The 12,819-nt window shown below is 66.9% G+C and carries 13 protein-coding genes; 12 read left to right on the top strand and 1 reads right to left on the bottom strand.

Translation table 11 applies throughout. The features are described from left to right. From ACYJSS_RS23615 to ACYJSS_RS23580, 8 genes are all read left to right on the top strand, one after another. Positions 1-780 carry a DUF1835 domain-containing protein gene (locus ACYJSS_RS23615; protein WP_236205084.1) on the top strand — a complete coding sequence of 260 codons (780 nt, stop codon included), beginning with the start codon at positions 1-3 and terminating at the stop codon, positions 778-780. A 36-nt stretch (positions 781-816) separates the two neighbouring features. Then, entirely contained in the window at positions 817-1,458 is a 642-nt protein-coding gene (locus tag ACYJSS_RS23610; RefSeq protein WP_236205083.1) for a Vat family streptogramin A O-acetyltransferase, read from the top strand. A gap of 127 nt (positions 1,459-1,585) precedes the next feature. Continuing rightward, entirely contained in the window at positions 1,586-2,410 is an 825-nt protein-coding gene (locus ACYJSS_RS23605) for a hypothetical protein (protein WP_111259284.1), read from the top strand. Then, a complete protein-coding gene (locus tag ACYJSS_RS23600; protein WP_236205082.1) occupies positions 2,407-2,919 on the top strand; it encodes a hypothetical protein in 513 nt (170 codons plus the stop codon). Before ACYJSS_RS23605 ends, ACYJSS_RS23600 begins: the two co-directional genes overlap by 4 nt. Positions 2,920-3,000: 81 nt before the next feature. Then, complete coding sequence (locus ACYJSS_RS23595) at positions 3,001-4,059, top strand: PA0069 family radical SAM protein (protein ID WP_459480620.1); 1,059 nt, start codon at positions 3,001-3,003, stop codon at positions 4,057-4,059. Between the two features lie 149 nt (positions 4,060-4,208). Further along, positions 4,209-4,913, top strand: coding sequence for a carbonic anhydrase (locus ACYJSS_RS23590; protein WP_236205075.1), 705 nt, complete (start codon positions 4,209-4,211; stop codon positions 4,911-4,913). Positions 4,914-5,205: 292 nt separating this feature from the next. Continuing rightward, on the top strand, positions 5,206-5,928 hold the full coding sequence (locus ACYJSS_RS23585; protein WP_236205074.1) for a carbonic anhydrase: 723 nt from the start codon (positions 5,206-5,208) through the stop codon (positions 5,926-5,928). A 65-nt stretch (positions 5,929-5,993) separates the two neighbouring features. Then, positions 5,994-7,523: a SulP family inorganic anion transporter gene (locus ACYJSS_RS23580; protein WP_111259288.1), complete on the top strand. Its 1,530-nt coding sequence runs from the start codon at positions 5,994-5,996 to the stop codon at positions 7,521-7,523. Between the two features lie 3 nt (positions 7,524-7,526). Here the strand turns inward: ACYJSS_RS23580 and ACYJSS_RS23575 are convergent, their stop codons facing one another. Beyond that, the gene (locus tag ACYJSS_RS23575; RefSeq protein ID WP_111259289.1) at positions 7,527-8,186 is read right to left on the bottom strand and encodes a hypothetical protein; all 660 of its coding nucleotides are present in this window, start codon (positions 8,184-8,186) and stop codon (positions 7,527-7,529) included. 377 nt (positions 8,187-8,563) lie between these two features. Here ACYJSS_RS23575 and coxB point away from each other — a divergent pair, with 377 nt between their 5' ends. From coxB to ACYJSS_RS23555, 4 genes are read left to right on the top strand one after another with little or no spacing between them, the layout of a single operon-like run. Beyond that, a complete protein-coding gene (gene coxB, locus ACYJSS_RS23570; protein WP_236205073.1) occupies positions 8,564-9,691 on the top strand; it encodes a cytochrome c oxidase subunit II in 1,128 nt (375 codons plus the stop codon). A 1-nt stretch (position 9,692) separates the two neighbouring features. Continuing rightward, positions 9,693-11,282 carry a cytochrome c oxidase subunit I gene (ctaD, locus tag ACYJSS_RS23565; RefSeq protein ID WP_111259291.1) on the top strand — a complete coding sequence of 530 codons (1,590 nt, stop codon included), beginning with the start codon at positions 9,693-9,695 and terminating at the stop codon, positions 11,280-11,282. 1 nt (position 11,283) lies between these two features. Further along, positions 11,284-11,835: a cytochrome c oxidase assembly protein gene (locus ACYJSS_RS23560; protein ID WP_111259292.1), complete on the top strand. Its 552-nt coding sequence runs from the start codon at positions 11,284-11,286 to the stop codon at positions 11,833-11,835. Positions 11,836-11,860: 25 nt separating this feature from the next. After that, positions 11,861-12,748: a cytochrome c oxidase subunit 3 gene (locus ACYJSS_RS23555; protein ID WP_111259293.1), complete on the top strand. Its 888-nt coding sequence runs from the start codon at positions 11,861-11,863 to the stop codon at positions 12,746-12,748. Positions 12,749-12,819 lie beyond the last annotated feature (71 nt).

Raw genomic sequence — 12,819 nt, 5'->3', positions numbered from 1 at the left:
ATGTGGCACCTGGTATGCGGTGACAACGCGGTCGAAGGTGTCGCGTCCGTGCTCGGCGCAGACGCGGCGCGCACCTTCCTGCGGGTGCTGCGCGACGATCTCGCGGTCGGCCCGCTGAAGGACATCGAACAGCCGCCCTGCACCCGCCGCGCCGCCTTCTGGCGTGGGGTCTGGCCGGTGGCGGTGCAGCCGGTGCCGGACTTCGAGGCCGGCCTGGCTGAGGATGCGCAGTGGCTCGCCGGCCTCGCCGCCCAGAGCCACGCGGTGACCGTCTGGCATGGCGACAGCGCCTCCGAGCAACTGCTGCTGGCCCGCGTCGCGGCGGCGCTGGAACACAGCCAGCTGCCGCTCTGGGAAGTGCCTTGCGGCAGTGGTGACAGCCGCGTGGCCAGCCGTCGCGCCGTGGCCATGCATGCGCCGGACGACCTGGCCGAGCTGTACCTGCCCAGGCTGATCGAGGCGGAGCGCCGCCAGGCGCTGGCGGCCCAGTGGCGCGGCGTGCTGGCCGAAGGCGCGGGCATCCGCCGCTGGCGCGAAGGGGCTTTCCATGGCGAGGACTTCAGCTTCATCGATGCCGACCTGATCGGGTCCTGCACATCGGAGTGGCGCCCGTTGGACCGCGCGATGGCCGACGTCATGGCCCGTTGCGATGGCTTCTTCGCCACCGACTTCTTCCTCTTCTGGCGCGCCCGTGAACTGGCCGCCCAGGGCCGTGTCGAGATCCAGGGCAAGCCCGGCGCCAATGGTTACGGCGGCCTGCAGGTGCGGCTGCCCGGCTGATCCGGGCAGCACCCACCCTCACGAGCCGGAGGCCCCATGCACGGACCCGACCCCCGCAACCCGCACCCCATGGCCGGCTTCCCGCAGGTCTGCTTCATCCGCAATACGGTGAACAACCCGCAGATCGAGATCGGCGAATACACCTATTACGACGACCCGGACGACTCGGAGAATTTCGAGCGCAACGTCCTGTATCTCTACCCCTTCATCGGCGATCGCCTGGTGATCGGGCGCTTCTGCGCCATCGCGCGCGGGGTGAAGTTCATCATGAACGGCGCCAACCACAAGCTTTCCGGCTTCTCCACCTACCCCTTCCAGATCTTCGGCGGTGGCTGGGAGCGGCACATGCCGGAGCTGTCCGAGTTTCCCAACAAGGGCGATACCCGGATCGGCAACGACGTGTGGATCGGCTACGAGGCATTGATCATGCCGGGGGTGACGATCGGCGACGGCGCGATCATCTCCTCGCGCTCGGTGGTGACCCGCGACGTGCCGCCCTACACCGTGGTCGGCGGCAACCCGGCCGAGCCGCTGAAACAGCGCTTTCCCGACGCAGTGGTGGAGCGCCTGCTGGCCATTGCCTGGTGGGACTGGCCGGTGGAGACGATCAGCCGGCACATGGCGGCGATCATGGCGGCGGACCTCGATGCCCTGGAGCGCTGCGTCCGCGAAGACTGAGGCGAACTGCGTCACTTCCGCCGACCGGGCGCCTTGCCGCAGCGCGGGGCCGGGAGTAATTTTCCCTGCTGTGCCCCGCTGCACAGGGAGCCGCCGCAGAGGGCGGCGATACAGCAAGGAGACCCAGGTGCCCACCTTCACCCGCAACAAACTTCCGGTCGTCGGCAGCCTCGAACTGGTGGTCGGCAACGTCCTCAAGCTGAAGCTCAACGGCCTGGGCCCGGGCAAGAAGCACTACCGGATCAAGAGCGCCAACACCTGCCTGGAAGTGAAGCAGGACGCGAACGATCGCCAGAGCGAGCAGAGCATCACCATCAAGGCGCTGCGCGCCTGCCAGTCGGTGCGCGTAGAAGCCTTTTCCGCCACCGACGACCTGCCTTCCGGCATCCACGTGGTCATCACCGTGCTGGAAGCGTTGACGCTGCCCGATGCCAGCACCGACGAAGGTTGCCTCGCGCGCCTGCTGCTGGCCGAATCGGTGGTGCCGAAGAACGCCGGCGGCCTGGAGGAGGCCCTGTTCTCCATGCAGCTGATGCGCCAGGTCATCGAGAACCGCATGGCGTTCTCCGAACCCAAGCACTTCGGCAAGCCGGCCAACAAGACCATGACGGGCTTCATCACCGCCCGCGACCCGCTGCAGTTCGAGGGGTTCGGCAACTACCCGTCCATCGGCAGCAAGGAAGGCAAGATCGACAGCTACCTGCGCCTGGCCAACGACGGCTCCGACCTGCGTTTCTCCTTCGTCCGCCAGCATGTGCAGAACGCGCTGGACGTGGCGGCGGGCAAGAGCCTGGCCAAGCCCTACAAGCCGCCGGTCTACGGCTGGATGACCGAAGGCAGCAACCCGGGCGGCTATTTCATCAAGGCGGTCGACAAGGGTGGCCAGACCTTCTTCAGCCTCACCCAGGCCTTCATCGACAACCCCAACAACCCCGGTAAACCGAAGAAATGAACAGCCCACGCCTGGCCGGACTCTTCTCCGGCGCCCTGCTCCTCGTCGCCCTCGGTGCCTGTGCGGCCGAGCCCTTCGGCCCGTCGATCTACAGCGGCCAGGTGGCGCGCTTCGACATCGCCCAGGACAAGGCCTTCGCCGATCCCGAACAGGACATGCGCTACCTGCTGGTGCAGGCCCGGCGCAACGACGGCACCAACCACTTCTGCGTGGTCGGCTACCAGTGGCCGGACGGCAAGCGCAAGGCGGCGGTGCACTGGCAGGAGGGCCAGCGCATCGTCCTCTGGACCGGCAAGTCCGGCTGGGGGGATGACTTCAAGTACGCCGACTCCATGGCCATGGCCAACAGCGTGGACCTGAAGGACGGCCTGGTGGAGACCGACGAACAGCGTTTCGGCAGCAGCTTCCTGCAGCTGCGTGCCTCCGCCGAAGGCACCCTCGCCGACTGCAAGGCCCACGGTCGCCAGTACCTGATCGAGCCGTTCACGCCGCCGAGCGAGGACGAGTAGGGCTTTCCGACGAAAACCGGCTGGCGTAGGACGCTGTAAGAATATACTGTTCATGCATACAGTATTTTCGGAGCGTCCGCCATGTCCGTCACCCTTCCGCCCCGTGGCCGTGGAACCGGTAGCAACCCCTACAACCGCTTCGCCCCGACCCTCTCGGTGGCCGAGGACGACGGCTGGTACCAGGAAGTGCCACCGACCCGCGCCACCGAGGTGCGCATCGAGACGGCCAAGAGCATCATCGCCCGCAACCAGTCGCCAGACCTGCCCTTCGACCGCTCCATCAACCCCTACCGTGGTTGCGAGCATGGCTGCATCTATTGCTACGCGCGGCCCAGCCACGCCTACTGGGACATGTCCCCGGGAATCGACTTCGAGACCCGGCTGATCGCCAAGACCAACGCCGCTGCCCTGCTGGAGCAGCAGTTGAGCAAGCCCGGCTACGTGTGCGCGCCCATCGCCCTGGGGGCCAACACCGACCCCTACCAGCCCATCGAGCGCGAGCACCGCATCACCCGCCAGGTGCTGGAAGTGCTGCTGCGCTACCGCCATCCGCTGACCATCGTCACCAAGGGCTCGCTGCTGCTGCGCGACCTCGACCTGCTGACCCAGCTGGCCGAACAGCGCCTGGTCAAGGTGATGATCAGCCTCACCACCCTCGACGACGCGCTCAAGCGCGTGCTCGAGCCCCGCGCCGCGGCGCCCTCCGCACGGCTGCGGGCGATCCGCGTGCTGCGCGAGAACCGCGTACCGGTGGGCGTGCTGTGCTCGCCGATGATCCCGATGATCAACGACAGCGAGCTGGAAAGCCTGCTGGAGGCGGCCCGCGATGCCGGCGCGCGCAGCGCCTCCTACATGCTGGTGCGCCTGCCCCGGGAGGTGGCGCCGCTGTTCGAGGAATGGCTCCAGGCCCACTACCCGCAACGTGCGGCCCACGTGATGAGCATCATCCGCCAGTGCCGGGGCGGCGAGGTCTATGACAGCCGCTTCGGCAAGCGCTTCAGCGGCGAAGGCGCCTTTGCCGAGCTGCTGGCCCAGCGCTTCGCCGTGGCCATGCGTCGCCTGGGCCTGGAGAAGCGCGGCGACGTGGCGCTGGACTGCTCGCGCTTCTGCCCGCCCGGCGGGCAGATGGCCCTGCTCTGAGCGATGGGATGAACGGCACGGCTTTTTACGTACCCGGCGTGTGACCGCAGCGCGCCGAACGGTGTCCTGTAGGGGGTCGGATAAATCCGACCATGTCGGTAAAGTAATCCCACTTACCCCTACAGAGTCCCAAGGCGAACGAGGTCGGCATGAGCGACGAGCACGATACCCCGCAACTCCAGGAAAGCGCCGAAGAAGCGCTGCGCAACATCGTCGAAGGTTTCCAGCGTTTCCGCGACCAGGTCTACCCGGAGCAGGAAGAGCTGTTCAAGCGCCTGGCCCATGAGCAGAAACCCCGCGCCATGTTCATCACCTGCGCCGACTCGCGCATCGTCCCGGAGCTGATCACCCAGAGCTCCCCCGGCGACCTGTTCGTCACCCGCAACGTCGGCAACGTGGTGCCGCCCTACGGGCAGATGAACGGCGGCGTTTCCACCGCCATCGAATTCGCCGTCATGGCCCTCGGCGTGCACCACATCATCATCTGCGGCCACTCCGACTGCGGCGCCATGAAGGCGGTGCTCAACCCCGAGCAGCTGGAGCGCATGCCCACCGTCAAGGCCTGGCTGCGCCATGCCGAGGTGGCCCGCACCGTGGTCGCCGAGAACTGCGGCTGCGCCAACCACGAGACCCTGGGCGTGCTCACCGAGGAGAACGTGGTGGCCCAGCTGGACCACCTGCGCACCCACCCCTCGGTGGCGGCGCGCCTGGCCAGCGGCCAGTTGTTCATCCACGGCTGGGTGTACGACATCGAGACCGCCGCCATCCGCGCCTACGACGCCGAGAGCGGTCGCTTCCGCACCATCGGCGACGGCCCGCTGCCGATGGCCACGCCCCGCGCCCGCTACCTGTGAGCCCCGGTGCCCCGGCTTCGGCCGGGGCAACGTCCGTTTCCTTCCTCCCTTTCGCGGCTGCGCCTGCGTCGCGTCGAGCGCCTGCACGGTGGTCCCATCGCTGGCCCGGGCTGGCAGACTGCTATCGGCCATTCGTCTGTAATGCTCATTCCAGAGCGGTTTCTTCAGTTTGAGTTAAGTCTTCGCGCCTAAGGTTTTTCTCCATCCCGACCGCCCGGTCGGGTTGCAGGCCGCCACCAACCGGCAGGTCACGAGGGCCACCGGCCCGCTCGGAACGCAAACAGGAGAAAGCATGAAACAGGACATCCGCAGCATCCCGCCCGCCCCCTTGGCAGAGAACGACGCCGCAACCACCTTCGACACCCTGGTGCGTGGCTGCCGGCGCTTCCGCGAGGAGACCTTTCCCCAGCAACGCGGTCTTTTCCAGCGCCTGGCCCGGCAGCAGTCGCCGCGCGCCATGTTCATCACCTGCGCCGACTCGCGGGTGGCGCCGGAGCTGATCACCCACAGTTCGCCCGGCGATCTGTTCGTCACCCGCAACGTCGGCAACCTGGTGCCGCCCTACGGCCAGATGAACGGTGGCGTTTCCACCGCCATCGAGTACGCGGTCATGGCCCTTGGCGTGCACCACATCATCGTCTGCGGGCACTCCGACTGCGGCGCGATGAAGGCCGTGCTGGCCCCGGATTCCCTGCGCGGCATGCCCACCGTCAGCGCCTGGCTGCGCCATGCCGAGGTGGCTCGCAGCCTGGTGGAGCGCAACTGCGATTGTGCCGGGCACGATGCCCTGGGCGTGCTGACCGAGGAGAACGTGGTGGCCCAGCTGGACCATCTGCGCACCCACCCCGCCGTGGCGGCGCGCATGGCCGCCGGGCAGCTGTTCATCCACGGCTGGGTGTACGACATCGAGACCGCCGCCATCCGCGCCTACGACGCCGAGGCCGGGTGCTTCCTGCCGCTGCAGCAAGGCCGCGTCGCCATGGCCACGCCCCGCCCGCGCTACCTGGCGTCCTGACGCCCCTCCCCATACGCCGTGGCGGTCGAGACCGCCGCGCCCCTCGTGCCGCAGGAGATCGCGACATGCGCCTTGCTTCCTTGAAATCCACCTTGCCCCGGGACCTGCTGGCCTCGGTGGTCGTCTTTCTCGTCGCCCTGCCGCTGTGCATGGGCATCGCCATCGCCTCCGGCATGCCGCCGGCCAAGGGGCTGATCACCGGCATCGTCGGCGGCCTGGTGGTCGGCTGGCTGGCGGGCTCGCCGTTGCAGGTCAGCGGCCCGGCGGCCGGCCTCGCCGTGCTGGTCTTCGAGCTGGTGCGCGAGCACGGCATGGCCATGCTCGGGCCCATCCTGGTGCTGGCCGGGCTGTTGCAGCTGTGCGCCGGGCGCCTGCGCCTGGGCTGCTGGTTCCGGGTCACGGCGCCAGCGGTGGTCTACGGCATGCTCGCCGGCATCGGCGCGCTCATCGTGATGTCGCAGGTGCATGTGATGTTCGATGCCAGGCCCCAGGCATCGGGGCTGGAAAACCTGCTGGCGTTCCCCGAGACGCTGATCAACGCGCTCGCCCAGGTCGGGCCCGGCAGCGGCCTGGCTGCCGCAGCGCTGGGCCTGGGCACCATCGCCTGCATGTGGGGCTGGGAGCGCTGGCGCCCGCAGTCGCTGCGCTTCCTGCCCGGTGCGCTGATCGGTGTCAGCCTGGCGACCCTGGCCAGCCTGGCTCTCGCGCTCGATGTGCAGCGGGTGACGGTGCCGGCCACCCTGGGCGAGGCCATCGACTGGCTGCGCCCGGCCGATCTGCTCGGCCTGGCCGACCCGCAGATCCTCCTGGCGGCGCTGGTGGTGGCGTTCGTCGCCAGCGCCGAGACACTGCTTTCCGCCGCGGCGGTGGACCGCATGCACGGCGGGCCGCGCTCCGACCTGGACCGCGAGCTGTCGGCCCAGGGTGTGGGCAACCTGCTGTGTGGCGTCCTGGGCGCGTTGCCCATGACCGGGGTGATCGTGCGCAGTTCCGCCAACGTCCAGGCCGGCGCCCGCACGCGCCTGTCCGCCGTGCTGCACGGTGGCTGGCTGCTGGCCTTCGTCGCCCTGCTGCCGATGGTGCTGCAGAGCATTCCGGTGGCGGCCCTGGCGGGCGTGCTGGTGTTCACCGGCTTCAAGCTGGTGGATGCCAAGGCCATGCGCGGCCTCTCGCGCTACGGCCGCGCGCCCTTGCTGATCTACGCCGCCACGGCTTTGGGCATCGTCGCCTTCGACCTGCTCAGTGGCGTGCTGATCGGCTTCGCCCTGACCCTGGCCAAGCTGGCCTGGAAGGCTTCGCGCCTGAAGATCGCCCTGGTACAGGGGGCTCCCGGCGAGGCGGAGCTGCGCCTGACCGGCGCTGCCACCTTCCTGCGGGTGCCGCAGCTGGCGCGGGTGCTGGAGGGCGTGGCGCCGGGCACGCGGCTGCAGGTGCCGCTGGATAACCTCAGCTACATCGACCACGCCTGCATGGAGCTGCTGGAGGACTGGGGGCGCGCCGCGCAGCGACAGGGTGGGGCCCTGCAGATCGAGCCCCGTGCCCTGAACCGGCGCCTGGAAGGACGGCTGCTCAGCCTGCGCGGCCGCGCCGTCTGAAGTTCAGCCGGCGGCGCGTTGCGCCTGGTCCAGCTGCAGTTCGACGCCGAGCTGGCGCGAGAGGCAGGGCCAGCGCTTCCACGCCGCTTCCACCTTTGGGTCGTGCAGCCTGTCGCGGTAATGCTGCACGGATGCGCGTTCGAACACCGCCTCGTCGAGCATGCCGTCCACCGCATGGTGCACGGCTTCGTCCAGCTGGTTGGCGAAGGGCTCGCCGATCAGCTGGTGGGCGATGAGGTTGGCCACGGTGGTGTCCAGGGGGATCAGCGGCTCGCCCAGGTGGGCGATGTAGCGATCGTTCACCTCCTCCACCAGGCGGTGGGCGAGGTAGGCCTCGTCGAGCAGGCCATCCAGGCCCTCGTGGCCTTCCACCATGCTCGGCGGCTGCAGGAAGAACTGCTCGGCGACCTTCAGCACCGGCTTGACCTGCGCCTCGATGCCGGCCTCGCGGGCGACGTTGGCGGCGGCGTCGAGCACGTCCGGCACCTGCTCGATGTAGGCGCTGACGAAGCGCGCCAGTACGCCTTCGGCGTCGGTGGCGGGCAGGCGGATCGCGGGGTGGAGGCGGTCCAGCTGGGTGGAGAGGATGCGCGCCAGGTGCCCGCTCCGGGCTTCCTGTTCGTGGGCTCGCTGGATGAGTTCGCGCAGGGCGAGGGTATTCATGACTGCTCCTGGATAGGACATGGATCGAAGGGAGGGGGAAGACACAACTTAGCTCGCCGTCGCGGGCAGCTAAGACCCGATTGTCATAATGCCGTAATGCTTATGCGCACTCGCGATAACGGGGTGCGTGCACCTTCGCCAACCCCGCGCCAGCCGTGGCGTTTAGGACAAGGCTTGTGGCCGTTGCGCCAATTTTCCCCCCGCGTTGCCAGCTTCAAGTCGGTGTCTATACTCCGACTCGAAAGGCGTTACCTGATGACACCCGACTGCGCACCACCGTGCTGAAGGTCGGCCGTTAAAGTCAGCCGTATTAACGACCGCTCCCTTAGCCGCTGGCCCAGCCGGCGGGATAACAAGAACGATAAGGGGAACCCGCAATGATGCGACATCCACGAGTCTGGATGGGACTCCTGCTGTGGTCGATTTTCAGCCAGGCGCAAGCCGCCTGGACCGTCAACATGACACCGGGCGCCACCGAGGTCAGCCGCACCGTTTTCGATCTGCACATGACGATCTTCTGGATCTGCGTCGTGATCGGCGTGATCGTGTTCGGCGCCATGTTCTGGTCGATGATCATCCACCGCCGCTCCACCGGCCAGGAACCTGCGCATTTCCACGAGAGCACCACGGTGGAGATCCTCTGGACGGTCGTGCCCTTCGTCATCCTGGTGCTGATGGCGATACCGGCCACCAAGACCCTGATCGACATCTACGACAGTTCCGAATCCGAGCTGGACATCCAGGTCACCGGCTACCAGTGGAAGTGGAACTACAAGTACCTGGGCCAGGACGTCGAATTCTTCAGCAACCTCGCCACGCCCGCCGAGCAGATCCACAACAAGGCGGAGAAGGACGAGCACTACCTGCTGGAGGTGGACGAGCCGCTGGTGATCCCGGTGGGCACCAAGGTGCGCTTCCTGATCACCGCCGCCGACGTGATCCACTCCTGGTGGGTCCCGGCGCTGGCGGTCAAGCGCGACGCCATCCCCGGCTTCGTCAACGAGGCCTGGACGCGCATCGACAAGCCCGGCCTCTATCGCGGCCAGTGCGCCGAGCTCTGCGGCAAGGACCACGGCTTCATGCCCATCGTGGTCGAGGCCAAGTCCAAGGAGGACTTCGCCAAGTGGCTCGCCGGCCGCAAGGAGGAGGTCGCCAAGCTCAAGGAGCTGACCGACAAGGAGTGGACGCTCGAAGAGCTCTCCGCCCGTGGCGACAAGGTCTACCACACCACCTGCGCGGCCTGTCACCAGCCCGAGGGCCAGGGCATGCCGCCCATGTTCCCGGCGCTCAAGGGCTCGAAGATCGCCACCGGGCCTAAGGAGGACCACCTCAGCATCGTCTTCCACGGCAAGCCCGGCACCGCCATGGCCGCCTTCGGCAAGCAGCTGTCGGAAGTCGACATCGCCGCCGTCATCACCTACGAGCGCAATGCCTGGGGCAACAACACGGGCGACATGGTCACGCCCAAGGAAGTCCTGGCCCTCAAACAAGCCGAGGAGAAATGACATGAGTGCAGTGATCGACCACGATCATGCCGGGCATGATCACCACCACGGTCCGGCCAAGGGCCTGATGCGCTGGGTGCTCACCACCAACCACAAGGACATCGGCACCATGTACCTGTGGTTCGCCTTCGCCATGTTCCTCCTCGGAGGCTCCATGGCGATGGTGATCCGCGCCGAGCTGTTCCAGCCCGGGCTGCAGATCGTCGAACCGGCCTTCTTCAACCAGATGACCACCATGCACGGCCTGATCATGGTCTTCGGCGCGGTGATGCCGGCCTTCGTCGGCCTGGCCAACTGGATGATCCCGCTGATGGTCGGCGCGCCGGACATGGCCCTGCCGCGCATGAACAACTTCAGCTTCTGGTTGCTGCCGGCGGCCTTCGGCCTGCTCATCAGCACCCTGTTCACCGCCGGCGGCGGGCCCAACTTCGGCTGGACCTTCTACGCGCCGCTGTCCACCACCTACGCGCCGGAGAGCGTCACCTACTTCATCTTCGCCATCCACCTGATGGGCATCAGCTCGATCATGGGTGCGATCAACGTGATCGCCACCATCCTCAACCTGCGCGCCCCGGGCATGACCCTGATGAAGATGCCGCTGTTCGTCTGGACCTGGCTGATCACCGCCTTCCTGCTCATCGCGGTGATGCCGGTGCTGGCCGGTTGCGTGACCATGATGCTGATGGACATCCACTTCGGCACCAGCTTCTTCAGCGCGGCCGGCGGCGGCGACCCGGTGCTGTTCCAGCACGTGTTCTGGTTCTTCGGCCACCCCGAGGTGTACATCATGATCCTGCCCGCCTTCGGCGCGGTCAGCTCGATCATCCCGGCCTTCGCGCGCAAGCCGCTGTTCGGCTACACCTCGATGGTCTACGCCACCGCCTCCATCGCCTTCCTCTCCTTCATCGTCTGGGCGCACCACATGTTCGTGGTCGGCATCCCGCTGACCGGCGAGCTGTTCTTCATGTACGCCACCATGTTGATCGCCGTGCCCACCGGGGTGAAGGTGTTCAACTGGGCCAGCACCATGTGGCAGGGCTCGATGACCTTCGAGACACCGATGCTGTTCGCGGTGGCTTTCGTCATCCTCTTCACCATCGGCGGCTTCTCCGGGTTGATGCTGGCCATCGCCCCGGCGGACTTCCAGTACCACGACACCTACTTCGTGGTGGCCCACTTCCACTATGTGCTGGTGCCCGGCGCCATCTTCGGCATCTTCGCCTCGGCCTACTACTGGCTGCCGAAGTGGACCGGCCACATGTACGACGAGACCCTCGGCAAGCTGCATTTCTGGATGAGCTTCGTCGGCATGAACCTGGCCTTCTTCCCCATGCACTTCGTGGGGCTGGCCGGCATGCCGCGACGCATCCCGGACTACAACCTGCAGTTCGCCGACTTCAACATGATCTCCTCCATCGGCGCCTTCACCTTCGGCGCCACCCAGCTGCTGTTCCTGTTCATCGTCATCAAGTGCATCCGTGGCGGCAAACCCGCACCGGCCAAGCCCTGGGACGGTGCCGAGGGGCTGGAGTGGACCGTGCCCTCGCCGGCGCCCTACCACACCTTCAGCACCCCGCCGGAGGTGAAGTGAAATGAGCGGGGACCTGAACAATCGCCGCCTCATCCCGCGCCTGCTGGTGCTGGTGGTGGCGATGTTCGGCTTCGGTTTCGCCCTGGTGCCCATCTACGACGTGATGTGCGTGGCCTTCGGCATCAATGGCAAGACCAACGCCAACGCCTACGAGGGCAGCCAGGCGCTGGACGAGAAGCGCCAGGTGCGGGTGCAGTTCCTGGCCACCAATGCGGCGGACATGACCTGGGAGTTCCGCTCCAAGGCGGACGACCTGGTGGTGCACCCGGGGGCGAGCAACGAAATGCTGTTCATCGCCCACAACACCACCGACAAGCCCATGACCGCCCAGGCGGTGCCCAGCATCTCGCCGTCCAAGGCCGCCGCGTACTTCCACAAGACCGAATGCTTCTGCTTCACCCAGCAGGTCCTGCAGCCGGGCGAGCGCATCGAGATGCCGGTGCGCTTCATCGTCGACCGCGACCTGCCGCCCGACGTGCACCACCTGACACTCGCTTACACGCTGTTCGATATCACGGCCCGCAAGCCCCCGGTCGCCAAGACCGGCAGTTGACGCGCCGACAAGGAGAACAACAACGATGGCAAGTCACGAGCAGTACTACGTCCCCGCCCAGAGCAAATGGCCGATCATCGCCACCATCGGCATGCTCGTCACCGTCTACGGCCTGGGCACCTGGTTCAACGACCTCAAGGCCGCGCGCCCCGATTCCAACGGCCCGCTGATCTTCTTCGTCGGCGCCCTGTGCCTGGCGTACATGCTGTTCGGCTGGTTCGGCGCCGTGATCAAGGAAAGCCGTGGCGGGCTCTACAGCCCGCAGATGGACCGCTCGTTCCGCTGGGGCATGAGCTGGTTCATCTTCTCCGAGGTGATGTTCTTCGCCGCCTTCTTCGGCGCGCTGTTCTACGTGCGTACCTGGGCCGGCCCCTGGCTGGGCGGCGAAGGCGACAAGGGCGTGGCCAACATGCTGTGGCCCAACTTCCAGTACACCTGGCCCCTGCTCAACACACCCGACCCGAAACTCTTCCCCGGGCCCAAGGAAGTGATCGACCCGTGGCACCTGCCGCTGATCAACACCATCCTGCTGGTGACCTCCAGCTTCACCGTCACCTTCGCCCACCACGCGCTGAAGAAGGCCAACCGCAAGCTGCTGAAGATCTGGCTGGCCCTGACCATCCTCCTGGGCGTCGCCTTCCTCGCCCTGCAGGCCGAGGAATACATCCACGCCTACACCGAACTGGGCCTGACCCTGGGCTCGGGCATCTACGGCGCCACCTTCTTCATGCTCACCGGCTTCCACGGCGCCCACGTGACCATGGGCACGCTGATCCTCACCGTGATGCTGGTGCGCATCCTGCGCGGCCACTTCGACGCGGACCACCACTTCGGCTTCGAAGCCGCCAGCTGGTACTGGCACTTCGTCGATGTGGTCTGGGTGGGGCTGTTCATCTTTGTGTATGTGCTTTGAAAAAGCAGCTGGAAGCCGGAAGCGGGAAGCCCGAAGCAGTTCTTCCGGCTTCTGGCTTCAAGCTTCCAGCT

Source organism: Pseudomonas sp. No.21 (genome assembly GCF_054558415.1).
The sequence above is the reverse complement of the archived record's forward strand: the minus strand, read 5'-3'. Positions and strand labels throughout refer to the sequence as shown.

Excerpts from the sequence above, each read along its gene's own strand:
- ACYJSS_RS23615 (WP_236205084.1), top strand. The coding sequence starts at position 1 with ATGTGGCACCTGGTATGCGGTGACAACGCGGTCGAAGGTGTCGCGTCC.
- ACYJSS_RS23610 (WP_236205083.1), top strand. The coding sequence starts at position 817 with ATGCACGGACCCGACCCCCGCAACCCGCACCCCATGGCCGGCTTCCCG.
- ACYJSS_RS23600 (WP_236205082.1), top strand. The coding sequence starts at position 2,407 with ATGAACAGCCCACGCCTGGCCGGACTCTTCTCCGGCGCCCTGCTCCTC.
- ACYJSS_RS23595 (WP_459480620.1), top strand. The coding sequence starts at position 3,001 with ATGTCCGTCACCCTTCCGCCCCGTGGCCGTGGAACCGGTAGCAACCCC.
- ACYJSS_RS23590 (WP_236205075.1), top strand. The coding sequence starts at position 4,209 with ATGAGCGACGAGCACGATACCCCGCAACTCCAGGAAAGCGCCGAAGAA.
- ACYJSS_RS23585 (WP_236205074.1), top strand. The coding sequence starts at position 5,206 with ATGAAACAGGACATCCGCAGCATCCCGCCCGCCCCCTTGGCAGAGAAC.
- ACYJSS_RS23580 (WP_111259288.1), top strand. The coding sequence starts at position 5,994 with ATGCGCCTTGCTTCCTTGAAATCCACCTTGCCCCGGGACCTGCTGGCC.
- ACYJSS_RS23575 (WP_111259289.1), bottom strand. The coding sequence starts at position 8,186 with ATGAATACCCTCGCCCTGCGCGAACTCATCCAGCGAGCCCACGAACAG.
- coxB (WP_236205073.1), top strand. The coding sequence starts at position 8,564 with ATGATGCGACATCCACGAGTCTGGATGGGACTCCTGCTGTGGTCGATT.
- ctaD (WP_111259291.1), top strand. The coding sequence starts at position 9,693 with ATGAGTGCAGTGATCGACCACGATCATGCCGGGCATGATCACCACCAC.
- ACYJSS_RS23560 (WP_111259292.1), top strand. The coding sequence starts at position 11,284 with ATGAGCGGGGACCTGAACAATCGCCGCCTCATCCCGCGCCTGCTGGTG.
- ACYJSS_RS23555 (WP_111259293.1), top strand. The coding sequence starts at position 11,861 with ATGGCAAGTCACGAGCAGTACTACGTCCCCGCCCAGAGCAAATGGCCG.